16 protein-coding genes and 1 riboswitch are annotated in these 17,948 nt (G+C 56.7%); of the genes, 9 read left to right on the top strand and 7 right to left on the bottom strand.

Features of this window, described 5'->3' with window-relative positions; all coding sequences use genetic code 11:
• The first annotated feature begins 84 nt into the window (after positions 1-84).
• Entirely contained in the window at positions 85-1,239 is a 1,155-nt protein-coding gene (locus FDK21_RS03075) for a DUF2336 domain-containing protein (protein ID WP_138147467.1), read from the top strand.
• 42 nt (positions 1,240-1,281) lie between these two features.
• Here the strand turns inward: FDK21_RS03075 and FDK21_RS03080 are convergent, their stop codons facing one another.
• The 3 genes from FDK21_RS03080 to FDK21_RS03090 all read right to left on the bottom strand — a co-directional run bounded on the left by FDK21_RS03080 (position 1,282) and on the right by FDK21_RS03090 (position 3,348).
• A complete protein-coding gene (locus FDK21_RS03080) occupies positions 1,282-1,833 on the bottom strand; it encodes an Hpt domain-containing protein (protein WP_171021923.1) in 552 nt (183 codons plus the stop codon).
• Between the two features lie 81 nt (positions 1,834-1,914).
• Positions 1,915-2,418: a response regulator gene (locus tag FDK21_RS03085; protein WP_138147469.1), complete on the bottom strand. Its 504-nt coding sequence runs from the start codon at positions 2,416-2,418 to the stop codon at positions 1,915-1,917.
• Positions 2,419-2,574: 156 nt separating this feature from the next.
• Positions 2,575-3,348: an NAD kinase gene (locus FDK21_RS03090; RefSeq protein WP_114009231.1), complete on the bottom strand. Its 774-nt coding sequence runs from the start codon at positions 3,346-3,348 to the stop codon at positions 2,575-2,577.
• Between the two features lie 92 nt (positions 3,349-3,440).
• Between FDK21_RS03090 and cutA the strand changes: the two genes are divergently transcribed.
• The 8 genes from cutA to FDK21_RS03130 all read left to right on the top strand — a co-directional run bounded on the left by cutA (position 3,441) and on the right by FDK21_RS03130 (position 12,995).
• Positions 3,441-3,773 carry a divalent-cation tolerance protein CutA gene (gene cutA / locus FDK21_RS03095; RefSeq protein ID WP_138147470.1) on the top strand — a complete coding sequence of 111 codons (333 nt, stop codon included), beginning with the start codon at positions 3,441-3,443 and terminating at the stop codon, positions 3,771-3,773.
• A gap of 146 nt (positions 3,774-3,919) precedes the next feature.
• Positions 3,920-5,362: an aldehyde dehydrogenase family protein gene (locus FDK21_RS03100; RefSeq protein ID WP_138147471.1), complete on the top strand. Its 1,443-nt coding sequence runs from the start codon at positions 3,920-3,922 to the stop codon at positions 5,360-5,362.
• Positions 5,363-5,451: 89 nt separating this feature from the next.
• The gene (locus FDK21_RS03105) at positions 5,452-7,263 is read left to right on the top strand and encodes an aminopeptidase P family protein (RefSeq protein ID WP_138147472.1); all 1,812 of its coding nucleotides are present in this window, start codon (positions 5,452-5,454) and stop codon (positions 7,261-7,263) included.
• Between the two features lie 283 nt (positions 7,264-7,546).
• Positions 7,547-9,136, top strand: a complete 1,590-nt coding sequence (locus tag FDK21_RS03110; protein ID WP_114009227.1) for an ABC transporter substrate-binding protein — start codon at positions 7,547-7,549, stop codon at positions 9,134-9,136.
• A 224-nt stretch (positions 9,137-9,360) separates the two neighbouring features.
• Positions 9,361-10,368 (top strand): ABC transporter permease subunit, encoded by a 1,008-nt coding sequence (locus tag FDK21_RS03115; protein ID WP_114009226.1) that lies wholly within the window; start codon positions 9,361-9,363, stop codon positions 10,366-10,368.
• A gap of 15 nt (positions 10,369-10,383) precedes the next feature.
• Positions 10,384-11,289, top strand: a complete 906-nt coding sequence (locus tag FDK21_RS03120; protein ID WP_138147473.1) for an ABC transporter permease subunit — start codon at positions 10,384-10,386, stop codon at positions 11,287-11,289.
• Positions 11,290-11,301: 12 nt separating this feature from the next.
• Entirely contained in the window at positions 11,302-12,156 is an 855-nt protein-coding gene (locus FDK21_RS03125; protein ID WP_138147474.1) for an ABC transporter ATP-binding protein, read from the top strand.
• On the top strand, positions 12,153-12,995 hold the full coding sequence (locus tag FDK21_RS03130; RefSeq protein ID WP_114009223.1) for a dipeptide ABC transporter ATP-binding protein: 843 nt from the start codon (positions 12,153-12,155) through the stop codon (positions 12,993-12,995). Before FDK21_RS03125 ends, FDK21_RS03130 begins: the two co-directional genes overlap by 4 nt.
• Positions 12,996-13,073: 78 nt before the next feature.
• Here FDK21_RS03130 and thiQ read toward each other — a convergent pair whose 3' ends face one another.
• The 4 genes from thiQ to FDK21_RS03150 form a co-directional block, all read right to left on the bottom strand.
• Positions 13,074-13,769 carry a thiamine ABC transporter ATP-binding protein gene (gene thiQ, locus FDK21_RS03135; protein WP_138147475.1) on the bottom strand — a complete coding sequence of 232 codons (696 nt, stop codon included), beginning with the start codon at positions 13,767-13,769 and terminating at the stop codon, positions 13,074-13,076.
• Positions 13,756-15,468: a thiamine/thiamine pyrophosphate ABC transporter permease ThiP gene (locus tag FDK21_RS03140; protein WP_138147476.1), complete on the bottom strand. Its 1,713-nt coding sequence runs from the start codon at positions 15,466-15,468 to the stop codon at positions 13,756-13,758. The genes thiQ and FDK21_RS03140 overlap by 14 nt, the downstream gene beginning before the upstream one ends.
• Positions 15,440-16,450, bottom strand: coding sequence for a thiamine ABC transporter substrate binding subunit (gene thiB, locus FDK21_RS03145; RefSeq protein WP_138147477.1), 1,011 nt, complete (start codon positions 16,448-16,450; stop codon positions 15,440-15,442). Before thiB ends, FDK21_RS03140 begins: the two co-directional genes overlap by 29 nt.
• Positions 16,451-16,602: 152 nt before the next feature.
• A riboswitch (TPP riboswitch) is annotated at positions 16,603-16,724 on the bottom strand.
• Positions 16,725-16,777: 53 nt separating this feature from the next.
• Positions 16,778-17,917: an alpha/beta hydrolase gene (locus FDK21_RS03150; RefSeq protein ID WP_171021924.1), complete on the bottom strand. Its 1,140-nt coding sequence runs from the start codon at positions 17,915-17,917 to the stop codon at positions 16,778-16,780.
• Between the last annotated feature and the right edge of the window lie 31 nt (positions 17,918-17,948).

Genomic DNA, 17,948 nt, shown 5'->3' on the forward strand with positions numbered 1-17,948 from the left:
ATGACCTTGCATTCTGCCTTTTGCGGCGGTGCCGGGTTGTTCCTTTGAAGTGATGCGTAGGCCTTTGGCCGGGGACTAGTCGGGATGATTGTAGCCAAGTTTCTCTCCTGGATGGACACCGCTCCTGTGGAACGGCGCGCGGAGGCGACCAGTGCGCTGGCGCGGGCCTATCTCTATTCGCCGCTGGAGCCATCCGAAAAAGAAGCTGCTGATACGGCCCTGACGATTCTGCTTGATGATCCCGCCCCGATGGTACGCGAGGCCCTCAGTCAGGCTTTGGCGATGTCGCCACATGCGCCGCGTCAGGTCATTCTCTCTCTTATTCAGGATATCGATTCTGTGGCGTTGCCCGTCGTGGCCTGTTCCCCCGTTCTGCTGGATGGGGAGTTGGTGGATCTGGTGGCTGAAGGCAGTGTCGCCATGCAGCTTGCCATTGCGTCGCGGCCGTCGATCAGTCCGTCATTGTCAGCCGCGATGGCTGAGGTTGCCGGCCCTGAAGCCTGTCGCGCGATGCTGGCAAATCCCGGTGCGCAATTGGCTGTGTTCAGTTTGCGACGGCTGGCTGAGCGGTTTGGGCAAATGCCAGAGTTGCGCAATGCGTTGCTGGATTTGCCGGGGTTGCCGGTTGATATCCGTCAGACACTGATTGTTCAGCTGGGGGATGCTCTGGAGCAGTTGGGGCTGGTCAAGAGTTTCGTCAGCAGCGAGCGGCGGGAAAGTCTGGTCAAGGATGCCTGCGACAAGGCGACTGTCGATCTGGCCTTTTGCTGTGCGGACAGGGCCGAGATGCTGGCGCTGGTGGAGCATTTGCGTCTCTCCGGTCAATTGACAGCCGACATTCTGATCCGTGGTCTGTGCATGGGCAATGTGGAGCTTTTCATCGCCGCGATGGTCAGCCTGACCGATCTGGACCAGAAGAGAATATTGGCCAGTGTCGAAGATCCCAGTGAAGGGGTTGTTCTTGCGCTTTGCCGGAAGGCCGGGCTGGCAGAACGGATTGTTCCGGCCGTCCATGCGGCGCTGGTTGCTTATGGGGATCTGTCGCGCGAAATCGATCCGGCGGCCTCTCGGGCGCGGTTTGCTCGCTTGATGGTGGATCGCATCCTGAATGACTATAACGGTCTTGTTGATGACGAGATGGACGATCTGCATGCGTTGCTGCGCCGCTTTGCGACGCAAATCGCCCGCGATGAAGCGCGTGAGAAACGCTTTGCCTTCAGGCAAATTAGCGCGGCTTGAGTGCCAAGCACAAAGACATGAGACCAAAAGCAAAAAGGCTGCTCAGTCCGAGGCAGCCTTTTTGCTTTTGGTGGTCTTGTCTGAAAAGTGCGATCCGTCTTCCAGCTTGTCCGGAGCAATCTTGGCGATCCAATCTTCGGCGATGCCTGCCAGTTCCTGCGCCAGCGCTTTGCCAATGGCATTGTCCTCAGCACGAGCGTCTTCCTTGACCACGGCCTTGATGGCTTGCACATGCTTGCGCAGCATGTCCATTGGCAGCTGATCCCGGTCTTCAATTTTCTCGATCAGATCGCACATCGATCCGGCAATGTTGCCGGCAATCGGGAAGCCCATCGTGTGGGCTTGACCCTTCAGGTCGTGGCCGGAGCGGAACAGTGCGGTCAGGCGGTCTTCCGAATAGCCATTGTCCTCGATATCCTGCCAGGCGGCTTGAAGCCTCTCGACCTCTTCCTGCATCCAGGTGCCAAAATTCACTGACAGGCGTTGCAGTGCCTGTTCTGCCTTGGCGACAGGATCAAAGTCGCTATTGTTCGGCAGGATTTTGATCTTCTTGCGTAGATCGACTTTGGGCTTGATGATCTCATAGTCCACCATCAGGTCTGTCCTCTGCTTGCCCCATCCGTCCATTCAAGATGTCGGGCTTGCTCATTGTTGGCGCCGCGCGGGGCGGCGTGATCATGCCGCGTGGGCGTCGCTTTTGCGTCTTTCATTGCCCTTGTAGAGCGGGTTTGCAAATCGACGGCGATCTGGTCCGTAATAGCCTGCCGCCTTGATGAAGGGGCGTTGGTTGACCAGACAGGAGGCCACGCGAATATAGAGGGCGTTGGCCGAAATCGGTTTGCACAAAAATTCTGTTACCCCTGCATCACGCGCCTCGGTCACGCGCTTTTTCTCTGAATGTCCCGTCAACATGATGATCGGCACCGTCGGGTTGGCTGATGACGTCGGATTGCGCATCATGCGGGTCAGTTCGATGCCGGAAAAAATCGGCATGAACCAATCGGTGATTACAATGTCGGGCTGATTGGTCTGAAACAATTCCAGGCCAGTCGCCCCGTCTTCTGCTTCGGTGACTTCACGCGCTCCATATCCGTGGATCAAAGTTCTGACAACGCGGCGCATATGGGCATTGTCATCGATGACCAGGAATCGGAGCTGTGACAGATCTACATTGATCATAGACTTACATCTTGGTTATGAACAGCGCTGTTTCTGTAAGGCACATCTTGCAAGATCAAGGGAGCGCCCCTTTCTTCTGCCCAGTCTAACCGGCGTCTGTTAAGGAAGCCTTAGGTTGGCAATGTCTTGCGCGATGGTGCCTTACGGCAAAAGGCCTCAGTAGCGGAACTGTTCAGTGAGGATACGCTCTGCCCAACCCTGTTCCGGATCGAGCATAATGATGCAGGTGTTGGACTCGTCCTCGCGAATGTCTACCTCGACAATCGAGCGGAATTCCACATGGTCGGCAACGGCGCTCAGTGGCCGTTTGGCAGGTTCCCTGACGACAATTTTCACGTCGGCCGTATTGGGCAGCAGGGCGCCGCGCCAGTGGCGGGGGCGAAACGGGCTGATTGGTGTGAGTGCCAGCAATGGCGAATCCATTGGCAGGATCGGTCCGTGGGCCGAGAGATTGTAAGCTGTGCTGCCCGTGGGGGTGGCGACCAGAATGCCGTCACAGATCAGTTCCTCCATTCGCACCTTGCCATCGATGTGAATTTCGAGTTTGGCGGCTTGTGCGGTCTGGCGGAAAACCGAAATTTCGTTGATGGCTAGTCCTTCATGGATCTTGCCGTCGAAGTCGGTCGCCCTCATCGCCAGTGGATGGACTTCATTTGGTTCGGCCTTTTGAAGATGGTCCAGCAGATCATCTTCCCGGAATTCATTCATCAGAAAGCCGATGGAGCCGAAATTCATGCCATAGATAGGAATGCCGGAATTCATGTGACGATGCAGGGTTTGCAACATCAATCCATCACCACCAAGGGCGACAATGACATCCGCATCCGCAGGCGGCACGGAACCATACCGGTGGGCCAGTCGCATGCGTGCCCTTTCTGCTTCTTCCGTTGGTGTGGAGAGAAAGGCGATCTTTTCGAAGGGCCGTGACATGGAATTGGTCCGTTTTTAAACTGCCTGTGTGGTAGGCTTCGCCTCGTGAAGTAGCATGGTTGCAACAATTTTCCAATTGGGAGAGCTTCGGAATGGGTGAGAAAAACAGCAACATCGTCATGGTCTATGGCACGTGCCCTTCATTGGAGGTGGCCAAAAAGCTGGCCAAGGCAATGCTGGAGGCGCGTCTGGTGGCCTGCGTCAATTTGTTGCCGGGCATGCTGTCTCTCTATCGGTGGCAGGGCGTGATGGAGGAAGAGTCCGAGATTCTGCTTCTGGCCAAGACGCAAAGGGCCTGCCTTGAGCCGCTGAAATCCCTGTATGCCGAGTTGCACCCCTATGACGAGCCGGCTTTGGTGGTTCTGCCGGTCACTGACGGGCTTGAGGGGTTCCTTGGCTGGGTGGCTGGCGAGACCAATGGGTGAGGCGGTACAGGGGATGCCGAATTCAGGCGCCGTTAAATTCCTCAAGTGTTTCCGTTTCGCGCTTTGCAGGGGAGAGCAAATATGTTTATATCGGAGATAGGTATATTGTATCCAAAAATACACAACAGAAAGACGCAGAGGGCGAGATGACGGATAAGGTGTTCGAGAATCTAATTGGGGGACGCTGGATTGGTGGTGCCGATTTCAATGAAAATCGGAACCCGTCCAATCTTGCAGAGGTGATTGGTCTTTATGCTCGCGCCGGAGAGGCCGAAGTTGAGATGGCAGTTGCCGCTGCTCGGCAGGCGCTGCCTGCTTGGGCAATGGCCTCGCCACAGGTGCGCGCTGATCTGCTGGAACGGGTCGGTGCCACTATTCTGGCACGCAAGGAAGAGCTTGGTGCGCTGTTGTCACGCGAAGAGGGCAAAACGCTGGCCGAAGGCATCGGCGAGACCGTGCGGGCAGCCCAGATCTTCAAGTTCTTTGCTGGTGAAGCCCTGCGCAATGCTGGTGATCTTCTGGCCTCTGTGCGGCCGGACATTGATGTGGAAGTGACCCGCGAGCCGGTGGGTGTCGTTGGTCTGATCACCCCATGGAATTTTCCGATTGCCATTCCGGCCTGGAAGATCGCTCCAGCCCTTTGCTATGGCAACACAGTGGTGTTGAAGCCTGCGGACCTGACACCGGGCTGCTCCCATGCTCTGGTTGAAATTCTTGCCGAGGCAGGATGTCCAGATGGCGTCATCAACCTTGTCATGGGGTCCGGGTCTGTGGTCGGCAATGCGATGTTGGCTCATCCGGATATTGATGCCATTTCCTTCACCGGGTCTGTGCCGGTGGGGCGCTCCATCGCGGTGGAGGCAGCACGTGGGCTGAAAAAGGTTCAGCTCGAGATGGGTGGCAAGAACCCGATGGTGGTGATGAATGATGCCGATCTCGACATTGCGGTTGGCTCTTGCCTCAACAGTGCCTTTTTCTCCACTGGTCAGCGCTGCACCGCTTCGTCGCGGTTGATTGTCCAGTCGGGCATTCATGATGCCTTTGTTGACAAGCTGCAGGCGGCAATGTCCGCTCTGGTGGTCGGCGATGCACTCGACCCGGCAACCCAGATTGGACCGGTAGCGTCTTCGTCTCAGCTCAATAGCAACCTTGATTATGTTGCTGTTGCCGCCAGCGAGGGGGCCGAGGTGATTGGTGGTGAGCAGGTCAATGGCAAGACGGAGGGCTATTATCAGCGTCCGGCTTTGTTCGTCAATGCCACCAACCAGATGCGGGTGAGCCGCGAGGAAATCTTTGGTCCATGCGCCAGCGTGATCAAGTTTGATGATTTCGACGAGGGTCTGGCGTTGGCCAATGATACCGAATTCGGCTTGTCGTCCGGTATCTGCACGCAAAATCTGAAAATGGCGCGTGACTTCAAGCGCCTGTCGCAGGCGGGCATGGTGATGGTCAATCTGCCAACTGCCGGGGTGGATTATCATGTGCCATTCGGTGGCCGCAAAGGCTCGTCCTATGGCTCGCGCGAGCAGGGACGTTACGCCGCCGAATTCTACACCACGGTGAAGACCGCCTACAATTTTGCAGGTTGATCTGATACGTCCCCCATTCAGGCCGGTATCTTCAGGGGTGCTGTGTCTGGGTGGGGGATTTTTGGTTCCAAATCAGGAGATTCCATTCGATGCTAGTTGCGATCGGTGATGAGGCCAGCATTGGTGAACGGCTGGCCAAACTGCGACAGGTGATGCAGGAACGCGGACTTGATGCCTATATCGTGCCGCGCTTTGATGCCCATCAGGGGGAATATTGCGCAGCCCATGACGAGCGCCTTGCCTGGCTGACCGGCTTTACCGGGTCCGCGGGTTTGGGGCTGGTGACTGCGGATGCGGCTTTGCTGTTCGTTGATGGACGCTACAGCGTGCAGGTCCGTGAGCAGACCTCATCCGAGCTGTTTGGCTATGAGCATCTGATTGATGCGCCGCTCGAGCAATGGCTGTCCGGACATGCCGCTGAGGGATGGACGGTTGGCTATGATGCGATGTTGCTGCCAGCAAGCTGGGTGGAGCGCTTCAGCGCAGGGGCACAAGCTGCCGGAGCCGAGCTAGCGGTTGTCGATACCAATCTTGTCGATCTCATCTGGCGCGATCAACCCGCCAAGCCGCTGGCCGCCATCAGTCGCCTGTCGGAACAGGTTGCCGGCGAATCCTCCTTGGATAAACGGGTTCGGATTGGCCGTGCTCTGGCGGACAAGGGCGTGGATTGGCTGGTGGAAACCCAACCGGATGCCATTGCATGGCTGTTGAATGCGCGGGGCGGCGACGTTCCTTACAACCCGGTGCCCCATTCCTTTGCCATTGTTGGGGCGGATGGGTCGGTGCGCTGGTTTGTCGATCAGCAGAAATTCCCGCATGGGACTGAAGGGTTGGGTTTTGATGACATTGTCTTTCTTGTGCCCGATGCCTTTCTGGCCGAGCTGGAAGGCCTTGTCTCGGCCGGACAGAAAGTGCTGATTGATCCTGACTTTGCGCCCTATGCCGCGGTGCGCGCTGTGGAAGCAGCAGGCGGGTTTGTGCAGTTTGAACGCGGCCCGGTGGCGCTGGCCAAGGCAGTGAAGAATAAGGCCGAACTGGCCGGTATGGCGGATGCCTGCAAACGTGATTCTGTTGCCTGGATCCATACGCTTGCCTGGCTTGCTGGCTCTGTGGTGCCACGGGCCGAAGCGGGCGAGCCGATCACGGAGCTAGAGGTGGTCGACTATATTCTCGCGGAACGCCAAAAACTCCAAGGCTTCAGTGAGCCAAGTTTTCGCACCATTGCAGCGGCGGATTCCAACGGGGCCATGTGTCATTACAGCGTTGATGAGATCAGCAACAAACCCTTGCTGGAAACCTCAATCTTCCTGCTCGATAGCGGCGGGCAGTTTGACTGTGGCACCACCGATGCTACCCGCACCATGGCATTTGCTCCGGTCAGTGATGCGGTGCGCAAGGCTTACAGTCTGGTGCTCAAGGGCCATATCCGGCTGGCGATGCTGGCCTTCCCCGATGGCACGCGCGGCCATCATATCGATGTCATCGCCCGCCAGCCACTTTGGCAACACGGAATGGATTATGACCATGGCACCGGGCACGGTGTCGGGCATGTTCTGTGCGTCCATGAAGGGCCGCAGCGGATCGCCAAACCTGTCAGCGCCTTTGATCTGGTGCCCGGGATGATCGTCAGCAATGAGCCGGGCTATTATGAAGCCGGTCATTATGGCATCCGGATCGAAAATCTGGTTGAGATTGTCCGGCTGGACAATGGGTATATGGGCTTTCAGGATCTGACCCTCGTGCCCATTGCACGCGAGTTGATCGACCCAGCTTTGCTGGACGCCGATGAAATCGCCTGGCTGAATGCCTATCATGCGCGGGTGCGGGCGGAGATGGGTGATCTGGTTGAGGATCTTGCCCGCGATTGGCTTCGCAAAAATACTGAGCCAATCAGCCACTGATCGACAGGATTTTTTTGTGCACCTTGGCAAAGATGACAAAATTTTTCCTGTCGCGAAACATTTGCAAAGATTCTTTGCCAAATTGGGCAAAAAATTCTGAATAAAAGCGTTGCATTTCTGATGAGTTTGTACTCGACTTTGGTGTACCGTTTTCGGGTGCCTGGGAGCCTTGCTTCCGGTACCCAATCGAGAGGCTGACGAGATATGTTTGCGGCATTGAAGCGCCAACAGCATATCGTCAGCAGCAACATCACAATGATAATGATTTGAGAGGGATCAAACAATGAAGTTGCTTACCAAAGCTCTGGCTGCGACTGCTTTGGCTGCTGTTATGGCAACCAGTGTGCAGGCAAAAACCCTGGTTTACTGTTCCGAGGGCAGCCCTGAGGGCTTTACCCCGGCTCTGTATACGGCAGGCACCACCTTCGATGCGTCCTCCAAAAACGTCTTCAACCGTCTGGTGGAGTTCGAGCGCGGCGCAACCAACATCGTTCCGGGTCTGGCTGAAAGCTGGGACGTTTCTGATGATGGTCTGGAATATACCTTCCATCTGCGCAAAGGCGTGAAGTTCCACACCACCAAGGAATTCACCCCAACTCGCGACTTCAACGCCGATGACGTGATCTTCTCCTTCATGCGTCAGAAAGATGCCAACCATCCTTACAACAAGGTTTCCGGTGGCACCTACGAATATTTCGGTGGCATGTCGATGGACAGCCTGATCAAGGAAATCGTCAAAGTTGACGATAACACCGTGAAATTCGTGCTTTCCAAGGTCGAAGCGCCATTCATCGCCAACATGGCCATGGACTTTGCGTCGATCCATTCGGCAGAATATGCTGATCAGGTCGCCAAAGGCGGCAACCTTGAAATGTTCGACCAGAAGCCGGTTGGTACCGGTCCTTTCCAGCTGGTTGCCTATCAGAAAGATGCCGTGATCCGCTACAAATCCCATCCTGGTTATTGGGCTGGTAAAGCACCGCTCGACAACCTGATCTTCTCGATCACACCGGATGCATCCGTTCGCTATCAGAAAATGAAAGCTGGCGAGTGCCATGTCATGCCTTATCCTAATCCGGCTGACATCGAGGCAATGAAAGCGGATGACAGCATCGAGCTGATGCAGCAGGAAGGCCTCAATGTCGGCTATCTGGCTTACAACAACCAGAAAGAAAAGTTCCAGGACGTTCGTGTTCGCAAGGCTTTGAACATGGCCATCAACAAGCAGGCTATTCTGGATGCCGTGTTTGCTGGTGCTGGTGCTGCTGCCAAGAACCCGATCCCGCCAACCATGTGGTCCTACAATGAAGCGACCAAGGATGATCCATATGATCCGGAAGCAGCCAAGAAGCTTCTGGCGGAAGCTGGCAAGTCCGATCTGAAAACCAACATCTGGGCCATGCCTGTTCAGCGTCCTTACAACCCGAATGCACGTCGTATGGCCGAGCTGATCCAGGCTGACTGGAAAGCCATTGGTGTTGACGCCGAGATCGTGTCCTTCGAGTGGGGCGAGTATCTGAAGCGTTCGTCCGCTGGCGAGCATGACACCGTTCTGCTCGGCTGGACCGGTGACAATGGTGACCCGGACAACTTCATGTATGTGCTGCTCGGCTGTGATGCTGTTGAGTCTGGCGCCAACCGTGCAAAATGGTGCAACAAAGAGTTTGACGATCTGCTGATCAAAGCCAAGCAGACTTCGAACATGGAAGAGCGCACCAAGCTGTATGAAGAAGCACAGCTGGTCTTCAAGCGTGAAGCTCCATGGGCAACCATTGCTCACTCTGTTGTCTTCAAGCCGGTCAGCAAAAAAGTGGTCGACTTCAAGATCGATCCATTTGGTGGTCACATCTTCTACGGTGTGGATATCAAGTAATCTGATGTCAAAGGTGAAGGCGGATTTGTCCGCCTTTGCCCTTTTTTGTATCGGACCTATGGATTGCGCTGGCCGCATCCGCTAAGGGTGGTTCGAATTTCCCGCCGTTCTACAATGGATAGCCGACAAGACGGGTAGCCGCACAATAAAAGCAGGTGGCGGGATGGCTGCTGAAATGACTGAAAGGGCGACTGACTCTTTCAGCAAACGGACTGGCATCATTCATGTTGGGTTTTCTCTTGCGTCGAGTCGGGATGCTGATACCGACTTTTATCGGCGTGACACTGGTTGCATTCTTCTTCATTCGGCTGCTGCCGGGTGATCCAATCCTGCTTCTGGCAGGCGAACGGGGCATCTCGCCCGAGCGCTATGCTGAACTGCAGGCCGCTTTTGGTTTCGATAAACCTGTGATCATGCAGTATTTCGACTATGTAACCGGCCTGTTCCAGGGCGATTTCGGAATGTCGATGGCAACAAGGCGTCCGGTATGGGACGAGTTCTTTGCCCTGTTCCCCGCAACGTTGGAACTGTCTTTCGTCGCGATCATCATCGCGGTATCCATCGGCATTCCTGCCGGGGTCATCGCTGCGGTGAAGCGTGGCTCTTTCTTTGATCATTCTGTCATGACGACCGCTCTGGTGGGCTATTCGATGCCGATCTTCTGGTGGGCGCTGCTGATGATCATCCTGTTTTCCGGCATTCTGCAATGGACGCCGGTTTCGGGCCGCATTTCGGTGATGTTCTTCTTTGAACCGGTCACTGGCTTCATGCTGATTGACTCGCTGTTGTCTGGCGAGGAAGGGGCATTCAAGTCTGCTGCATCGCATTTGATCCTGCCATCCTTCGTGTTGGCGACGATCCCGATGGCGGTGATTGCGCGTCAGACCCGGTCAGCGATGCTGGAAGTGCTGGGCGAAGATTATGTCCGCACCGCGCGCGCCAAGGGCTTGACCAAGTTTCGTGTCATCGGTCTGCATGCTTTGCGAAACGCGCTCATTCCGGTGGTTACGACCATTGGTCTGCAGGTCGGCGTGCTGTTGGCTGGGGCTATTCTGACCGAGACCATTTTCTCTTGGCCGGGTATCGGCAAGTGGATGGTCGATTCCATTTCCCGCCGCGACTATCAGGTCGTGCAGGGTGGTTTGCTGATGATCGCCGTAATGGTGATGAGCGTTAACCTGATCGTTGATCTGCTCTATGGCCTGATCAATCCGCGCATCAGACATCACTAGGTGGGAGTGTGACATATGACTGATATTGCAAAAGTAGAAGACATTTCCCGCCAGTCGACCAAGGCGGTGCTGAAGGAATTCTGGTACTATTTCAGCGAAAACCGGGGCGCGGTCATCGGGCTGTGCGTCTTTGTTTTTCTGGCGCTGGTTGCTTTGCTGGCTCCTCTTCTTGTGCTGCATGATCCAAATTTCCAGTATCGTGACGCCTTCTTGATGCCGCCGGTCTGGCAGGAGGGGGGCTCAAGCCAGTTCCTTCTGGGCACGGATGCGGTGGGGCGTGATATCCTGTCGCGGCTGATCATGGGCTCACGCTTCTCGCTGTTTGTTGGCGTGGTCGTCGTGTTCATCGCGTTGACGGGTGGTATTTTTGTCGGTGTGATTGCCGGCTATTATGGCGGCAAGGTCGATACAGTCATCATGCGCATCATGGACATTATTCTTGCCTTTCCGAGCCTGTTGTTGGCTTTGGTGATGGTGGCGGTGCTTGGGCCGGGCCTGCTCAATGCGATGATTGCCATTGCGATCGTCTTCCAACCGCATTTTGTTCGTCTGACTCGTGCTGCGGTAATGGCCGAACGGGAACGGGAATATGTGGTGGCTGCGCGTGTGGCCGGGGCTCGCGATCTGCGGCTGATGTTCCTGACCATTTTGCCAAACTGTACAGCACCACTGATCGTGCAGGGCACCTTGTCCTTCTCGAACGCCATTCTTGACATTGCCGCCCTTGGCTTCCTTGGGCTCGGTGCCCAGCCACCAACCCCGGAATGGGGCACGATGCTGGCCGAAGCACGCGAGTTCATTTTGCGTGCCTGGTGGGTTGTGACCTTCCCGGGCGTTGCCATTCTGGTGACGGTGTTGGCAATTAACCTCATCGGTGACGGGTTGCGCGATGCGCTCGACCCCAAACTGAAGCGTTCATAGGAGGATTTGCACATGAGTTTGTTGGAAATCCGCAATCTGACGGTAGAGTTTGATACCGCCGCGGGGCCGTTCCGGGCCTTGAAGGGCGTGGACTATACGGTCAGCAAAGGCGAAGTGCTGGCGATTGTTGGCGAGTCCGGTTCGGGCAAGTCGGTCGCCATGCTTGCCACGATGGGCCTGTTGCCCGACAGCGCCACCGTCAATGCAGATGTCATGTCCTTTGATGGTCGTGATCTGAAAACCCTGACGCCAAAGGAACGGCGGCAGGTGATTGGCAAGGACATTTCGATGATCTTCCAGGAGCCGATTGCCAGCCTCAATCCGTGCTTTACGGTTGGTTTTCAGATCGGCGAAGTGCTCAGAACCCATCTGGGCATGGACAAGAAAGAAGCGAAAAAACGCACCATTGAACTGTTTGAATCGGTTGGCATCCCGACGCCTGAAAAACGCCTGTCGAGCTTCCCGCATCAAATGTCCGGTGGCCAGTGCCAGCGCGTGATGATTGCCATGGCCATTGCCTGCAATCCAAAGCTTTTGATTGCTGACGAGCCGACCACGGCGCTGGATGTGACCATTCAGAAGCAGATTCTGGATTTGCTGATGGACATTCAGACCGAAAGCAATATGGGACTGATCATGATCACCCACGATATGGGTGTGGTGGCGGAAACCGCCGACCGGGTTGTGGTGCAGTATAATGGTGAACAGATGGAAGAGGCCAATGTGCTCGACCTGTTTGAAAGCCCCAAGCATCCTTACACCAAGGCGCTGCTGTCTGCCCTGCCAGAGCGTGCCGATGGCGACCGCCTGCCGACGGTGAGCGATTTTGCCAGTGGCTTCAGTAAAGAGGATACGCTTGCATCATGAATGATCAGACCACTCCCATTCTGCATGTGCGCAACATCACCCGAGACTATGTCTCCAAGGGCGGAATGTTCGGCAAGACCGAAACCGTGCAAGCGCTGAAGGGCATCGACTTTGACCTGTTTGAAGGCGAAACTCTGGCGCTGGTCGGGGAATCGGGCTGCGGCAAGTCGACTCTGGCCCGTATCCTGACCCTGATCGATGTCCAGACTTCCGGTGAACTCAATATTCAGGGCAAGTCGTATAATATCGAGAATAAGCGGGTCACGGCAGACATGCGCCGGACCATTCAGATCGTATTCCAGAATCCCTATGGCTCGCTCAATCCGCGCCAGAAAGTCGGAGCCGTTCTGGAAGAGCCGCTGCTGATCAACCATCCGGAAATGTCGGCGGATGAACGACGCGAAAAAGCCATGGCTATGCTGATCAAAGTTGGTCTGCAGCCAGAGCATTTCGGTCGCTATCCGCACATGTTTTCCGGTGGTCAGCGCCAGCGCATCGCCATTGGCCGTGCCTTGATGCTGAACCCGAAAATTCTGGTGCTTGATGAGCCGGTATCAGCGCTTGATCTGTCTATTCAGGCGCAGATCCTCAACCTGTTGAAGGATTTGCAGGACGAGTTCAAGCTCTCCTATCTGTTCATCTCGCATGATCTATCGGTGGTCAAATATCTGGCTGACCGGGTGATGGTGATGTATTTCGGCGAGATTGTCGAACATGGTACGCGGGATCAGGTCTTCAATGACCCGCAGCATGACTATACCAAGACCTTGCTGGCTGCGACCCCGCAGACCAGCATCGAGAATATCCGTGCTCGCGTTCAGAAACAGGCCAGAGCCTGATCTGAGCGTATTGGTCAGAATAGAAAAACCCGCCCGATTGATCCTCTGGCGGGTTTTTCTTTGCCTTGTTGCAGGATTTCATAGGCCAAGATAGCGCTTGAGTGCCTCGCAAGGGGACGCAAAGACGGCATCGGTCCGGCCGCACTGGGCGATGTGACCTTCATCGACCAAAGCGGTGATGTCGGAGGCGATTTTTGCGTCTTCGGGATGGTGGGTGACCATGATCACGGTCTGGCCATTCTGGCGGGAGAGATCCGCGACCAAAGCCAGCATTTCCTTGCGCAGGGCTGGTCCCAGTGCCGCGAAGGGCTCGTCAAGTAGCAGAACATCCTTTTTGCGCAGCATGGCGCGGGCGAGACTGGCGCGTTGGCGCTGGCCGCCGGAGAGGGCTCGGGGCAGGCGGTTGCCCATGTCCGTGAGGCCGACCTGATCGAGTGCTTCGGCGACGGCTCCTTGCTCAGCCACCGTCAGTTTGAGCGAGGGATTGATGCCAAGGGCCACATTGTCTGCGATGGACATATGGGCAAAGAGATTGTGCTCCTGAAACAACATGGCGACCGGGCGTGCTGCAGGGGGCAGGGGTGCAAGATCCTGCCCGTTGATGCGGATCTGTCCCGGCCCGATGGGCAAAAAGCCGGCAATGGCGTTGAGGATGGTGCTCTTGCCCGCACCTGACGGACCGATCAGGGCGCAGAACTGGCCCTGTGCGAGCGACAGATCTGCGGTCAGTTGCCAGTCATCCAGCGCGATATGTAGCTTTTTAATCTCGATCACGGCCACCAAGTCCCTTGTCAAAGAGGAGAAAGACAGCAAAGGCAAACAGGGTCAAGAGCAGACCGGAGCCATAGGCCTGATCCATGCGGTAGGCGCCCATTTGCTGGTAAAGATAAAGCGGCAAGGTCGGCTCTGAAGGGGAGCCAAACAGGGCGATGACCCCGAGGTCGCCCATCGACAAGGCCGCGGCGATGCCAAGGCTGAGGCCCAACGGCCGGCGCATGAGTGGCCAATGAACCAGCCGGATGGCGGCCCTGCGATCCATGCCGAGATGGAGGATCTGACGGCCATAATCGCGCTCAACCCGCGCCATGGCGGGAGACAGGATTATGAGCGCGAAGGGGACCGCTTGCAGGCCATTGAGCAGGCTGGTGAGGGGCAGGGCCAGATCATCGACCGAAATATGTTGATGCAGCATGACAAACAGCCCGGCACCCAAGGCAATGGGTGGGGCAACGAGGATGGCAAAGCCCGGCAGCTCGCCAATGCGCCGTCCTTTGCCCTTGAGATGCAGCGACATTTGCGCCAGCGGCAGGCTGATCAACAGCATGATGGTGCAAGCGCCCAGAGAAACGCTAACAGAGCGCAGGCTTGCCATCAATATGGCATCCAGATCCACACCATGCACCATCAGGCTGAGCGCGCCGCGCCCAAAGGCTGCAAGCAAAGGGGAGGCCAGAAAGGCCAGTGCCAGAGCAATCACCATGCCATCGAGCAGACGCAGAAGCGGGCTGGTGCGGTCTTGTCGGTTGATCAGACCGCCAAGGCTTTGGCCCGTGTCATGGTCTTTGGTGATGGTGCGGAACAGCAAGGCTAATCCGGCGCAGAGCAGGATCTGAATGCAAGCAAGGATCGCGGCGCGTTCAAGATCGAATTCAAAACGGATGGCCTGATAGATGGCCAGCTCGATGGTTGTTGCCTTGGGGCCGCCACCGAGCGCCAGCACAACCGTGAAGCTGGTGGCGCAGAGCAGAAAGACGAGCGCGAATATGCCGGGCAGGCGTTCGCGGAGCATCGGCCACTCGATATGGCGAGCGACCTGAGCGTGCTTCATTCCCAATTGGGCGGCCAGACGCCAATGCTCGGACGGAATCGTCAGCCAGCCTTGCAGCAGAATGCGGGTTGCCAGTGGCAGATTGAAAAAGACATGCGCCAGCAGAATACCGAACAGGCCATAAAAAGGCAGCTCTGGCAGGCTGATCGCTGCGGACGCTTTCGCCATCAGGCCATTGCGGCCCCAGATGGCGATCAGGCCGAGAATGGCGACAATCACCGGCAGAATGAAAGGGGCACCGAACAGGGACAGGATCGCGCCTCTGCCTGGAAAATCACGGCTGGCCAGTGCACGGGCCAAGGGGATGGCCAGCAAAGTGGAGAGCAAGGCGGAAAGGGTGGCTTGCAACAGGGTGAAGAAGATGGCGCGGCGAATATAGCGCTCCGAGGCAAGATCGATGAGAGCCGTTAGCGGAGAGCCATCGGACAGGCTGTCACTGGCGACCGACCAAAGGGCGATCAGGCTGGCAATGACCAACCCGATGGGGAACGCAAAGGCAAAGGCGGCGGGGATGCCGTAGCCGAAAATGCCGCTTTTCGCCTTCTGCTGCACGTTGTTGCCTTTCCAGTGGGACGCACCGCCCGGTGGTCCGGGCGATGCATAGATCAAGGAGAGATTATTGGCTGAGGGCCGTGAGCCATTCATCCAGTGCTTCGCGGCGGATCGACGGGACGTCCTTGGGTGCGATCAGGCGGGCTTTGTCCGGTTGGACCAGTGTGCCAAAGGCTTCTGGCAACTCGGCCTTGTCAAGCGCCACCGGATACATCCAATTGGTGGTCGGAATGACCTTTTGCGCGGTCGGGCCAGTCAGATAAGCAAGGAAGCTCTTGGCGAGGTCCTTGTGGGCGCTCGCTTTGGTGATGGCGGCCAGTTCAACCTGCATATAGTGACCATCGGCAAAGGCTGCTGCGTGATAGTTGGTCTTTTCTTCTGCCAAGATGTGATAGGCCGGGGACGTGGTATAGCTCAGCACCATCTGGGCCTGCCCTTCAAGGAACATGCCATAGGCCTCCGACCAGCCCTTGGTGACGGTGACGATACGTGGGGCAAGCTTGGCCCAGACTTCGCCGGCCTTGTCGCCATAGACATCCTTGATCCAGAGCAGCAATCCAAGACCCGGGGTGGAAGAGCGTGGATCCTGAATGAGGATCTTGAGATCTTCGGGCGCATTCAGCAGCTCATCGAAGCTCTTGGGCGCGTCTTCCACTTTGTTGCTGTCATAGACAAAGGCAAAATAGCCCCAGTCAAACGGCATATAGGTGGAGGCATCCCAGTCAATCGGCAGGGAGAGGTGATCTGTCGTCAGGCCGTGGGCCTCGAACAAACCGCTTTTCTCGGCATCGGCGACAAGGTTTGAGTCCAGCCCAACCAGAATGTCGGCTTTGGTGTTCTTGCCTTCAAGGCGGACGCGGTTGAAGGTCTCGGTTGCATCCCCGGGTGCGACATAAGTCACCGTGCAGCCGCAGGTCTCTTCAAATCCTTTCTTGATGGCAGGGCCGGGGCCCCATTCGGCAACAAAGGAATCATAGGCGTAGACGGTGAGGGTCGGCTTGTCGTCGGCGGTTGCCGAAAAGGATGTGGACGCTAAGAGGGCGGCGCTGATGAGAGAAAGGGTCAATGCCTTCATGTGGTTGTCTCCAACGGGTGGGTTGTCTCCAACGGGCGTGAGGGATTTGCGCGAGCGCGCAGGCCGTCACAATGGGGGAGGCGCCCGGCCAACGATGATGATGGCAAGACGCCCAAGCGATTGACCGGATTGGGTCGTGGGGAGGGAGGCTTTGGAAAAAGCTTCGTCTCTTCCTACGCCGGTGTGATCCGGATCAGGTTCTACGGGTTCGCGATGGTGCATCTCAGCTCGGATTGTCCAACTTTGAGACATCCGAGCACCCCGGGACAGTGCGGCATTCTAGTGATAAATTGTCGAGAAGACAATCAAGCAAAGTGCGATTTCCCGCTATCGGTGGGAGGCGGATTTCTCTTCTTCGACCATGGCTGCCATTTCGCTGGCAATGTCGAGCACATCCTGTAGTTTCTGCTCTTTGGCGCGGCGAATGTCCTCCTCGGTCAGCTCCCTTGGGGGCGGGGTCTCTTCCGGCGTGGCCTCGGGAATCTTGTCCTCATCGGGCTGATTGGGATGTTCGAGATAGGTGATTTCGGTTTCGGTCTGGAAGGCCGGGTTGGCACATGGGGTGCGCTCGGCGCGCTTTGTGTCCACCTCGGCGAGGAAGGTGGCAACCAAATCGTTGAGCTCGTCTTTGACGAAGAGCGGAGCGTGCCCCTGTCCCGGCACTTCGTGAGCCTGACAATCGGGATGGCGGGCCACCATCTGGCGGACTGTTTCAGCTTTCAGAATGTCGGAATGCGCGCCGCGCAGCACCAGAACCGGCGCGTGGGACATGGCGAGGAATTGTGGCCAGGCGTCTGGCAAGGGAATTGAAAGATCAACGTCATTCATGGCCTTGGCAATGGCGATATCATAGTCTCTGGCTGGCTTGCCATTGTCATCGCGGAAAGTCATTTGGGCCATTTGCTGCCAGTTTTCTTCGCTCAGGGCTTCGAACTGACCGGAATTGGCAATCTTGACGAACGAGATTGCATCGTCCCAGTCCTCCACCGGCTTGGCGCGATTGAGGTAGGTCTTGATGCGAGCCAGACCCGTGACGTCAATCACCGGGCCGATATCATTCATCACCGCTGCTGCAATGGCTGTGGGGCGCAAGGCCGCAATGGCCATGGTGAGAAGGCCGCCACGCGAGGTGCCGATGAAAACGGCCTCATGCAGTCCGGCTGCGGCCAGCGCATGAAGGGCGTCATTGGCCTCGACCACAATGTTGTAATTCTCCGGATTCTTGTCATAGTCCGACGGACCACGTCCGCGGCTGTTGAGGATCATCACGAAGCGGGGATTGTCCGGGTCGCTGGCAAGACGCTCCGCAAGGGGGTGAAAGTCCCGGCTGTTGCGGGTGAGGCCCGGCAGGCAAATGACCGGTGTGCCCGTCCACAAGCGATCGCCAAAGACTTCGCCTCGCAGGATCAGTCCGTCACCAGCGGTGATTTCAAACCGTCTTACAATCGGCTGCATTGGGTCGCTCATCCTTGTCACTCCCATAAAAGGAGGCAGGTCA

The sequence above is a fragment of the Cohaesibacter sp. CAU 1516 genome, assembly GCF_005771485.1.
In the GTDB taxonomy this organism is placed as follows: Bacteria; Pseudomonadota; Alphaproteobacteria; order Rhizobiales; family Cohaesibacteraceae; genus Cohaesibacter; species Cohaesibacter intestini.

Bases quoted from the DNA above. Each gene is read 5' to 3' on its own strand.
- FDK21_RS03125 (WP_138147474.1), top strand. From the start codon at position 11,302: ATGAGTTTGTTGGAAATCCGCAATCTGACGGTAGAGTTTGATACCGCC.
- thiB (WP_138147477.1), bottom strand. From the start codon at position 16,450: ATGAAGGCATTGACCCTTTCTCTCATCAGCGCCGCCCTCTTAGCGTCC.
- FDK21_RS03120 (WP_138147473.1), top strand. From the start codon at position 10,384: ATGACTGATATTGCAAAAGTAGAAGACATTTCCCGCCAGTCGACCAAG.
- FDK21_RS03105 (WP_138147472.1), top strand. From the start codon at position 5,452: ATGCTAGTTGCGATCGGTGATGAGGCCAGCATTGGTGAACGGCTGGCC.
- FDK21_RS03130 (WP_114009223.1), top strand. From the start codon at position 12,153: ATGAATGATCAGACCACTCCCATTCTGCATGTGCGCAACATCACCCGA.
- FDK21_RS03090 (WP_114009231.1), bottom strand. From the start codon at position 3,348: ATGTCACGGCCCTTCGAAAAGATCGCCTTTCTCTCCACACCAACGGAA.
- FDK21_RS03110 (WP_114009227.1), top strand. From the start codon at position 7,547: ATGAAGTTGCTTACCAAAGCTCTGGCTGCGACTGCTTTGGCTGCTGTT.
- FDK21_RS03075 (WP_138147467.1), top strand. From the start codon at position 85: ATGATTGTAGCCAAGTTTCTCTCCTGGATGGACACCGCTCCTGTGGAA.
- FDK21_RS03080 (WP_171021923.1), bottom strand. From the start codon at position 1,833: ATGGTGGACTATGAGATCATCAAGCCCAAAGTCGATCTACGCAAGAAG.
- FDK21_RS03085 (WP_138147469.1), bottom strand. From the start codon at position 2,418: ATGATCAATGTAGATCTGTCACAGCTCCGATTCCTGGTCATCGATGAC.
- FDK21_RS03150 (WP_171021924.1), bottom strand. From the start codon at position 17,917: ATGAGCGACCCAATGCAGCCGATTGTAAGACGGTTTGAAATCACCGCT.
- FDK21_RS03140 (WP_138147476.1), bottom strand. From the start codon at position 15,468: ATGAATGGCTCACGGCCCTCAGCCAATAATCTCTCCTTGATCTATGCA.
- FDK21_RS03100 (WP_138147471.1), top strand. From the start codon at position 3,920: ATGACGGATAAGGTGTTCGAGAATCTAATTGGGGGACGCTGGATTGGT.
- FDK21_RS03115 (WP_114009226.1), top strand. From the start codon at position 9,361: ATGTTGGGTTTTCTCTTGCGTCGAGTCGGGATGCTGATACCGACTTTT.
- cutA (WP_138147470.1), top strand. From the start codon at position 3,441: ATGGGTGAGAAAAACAGCAACATCGTCATGGTCTATGGCACGTGCCCT.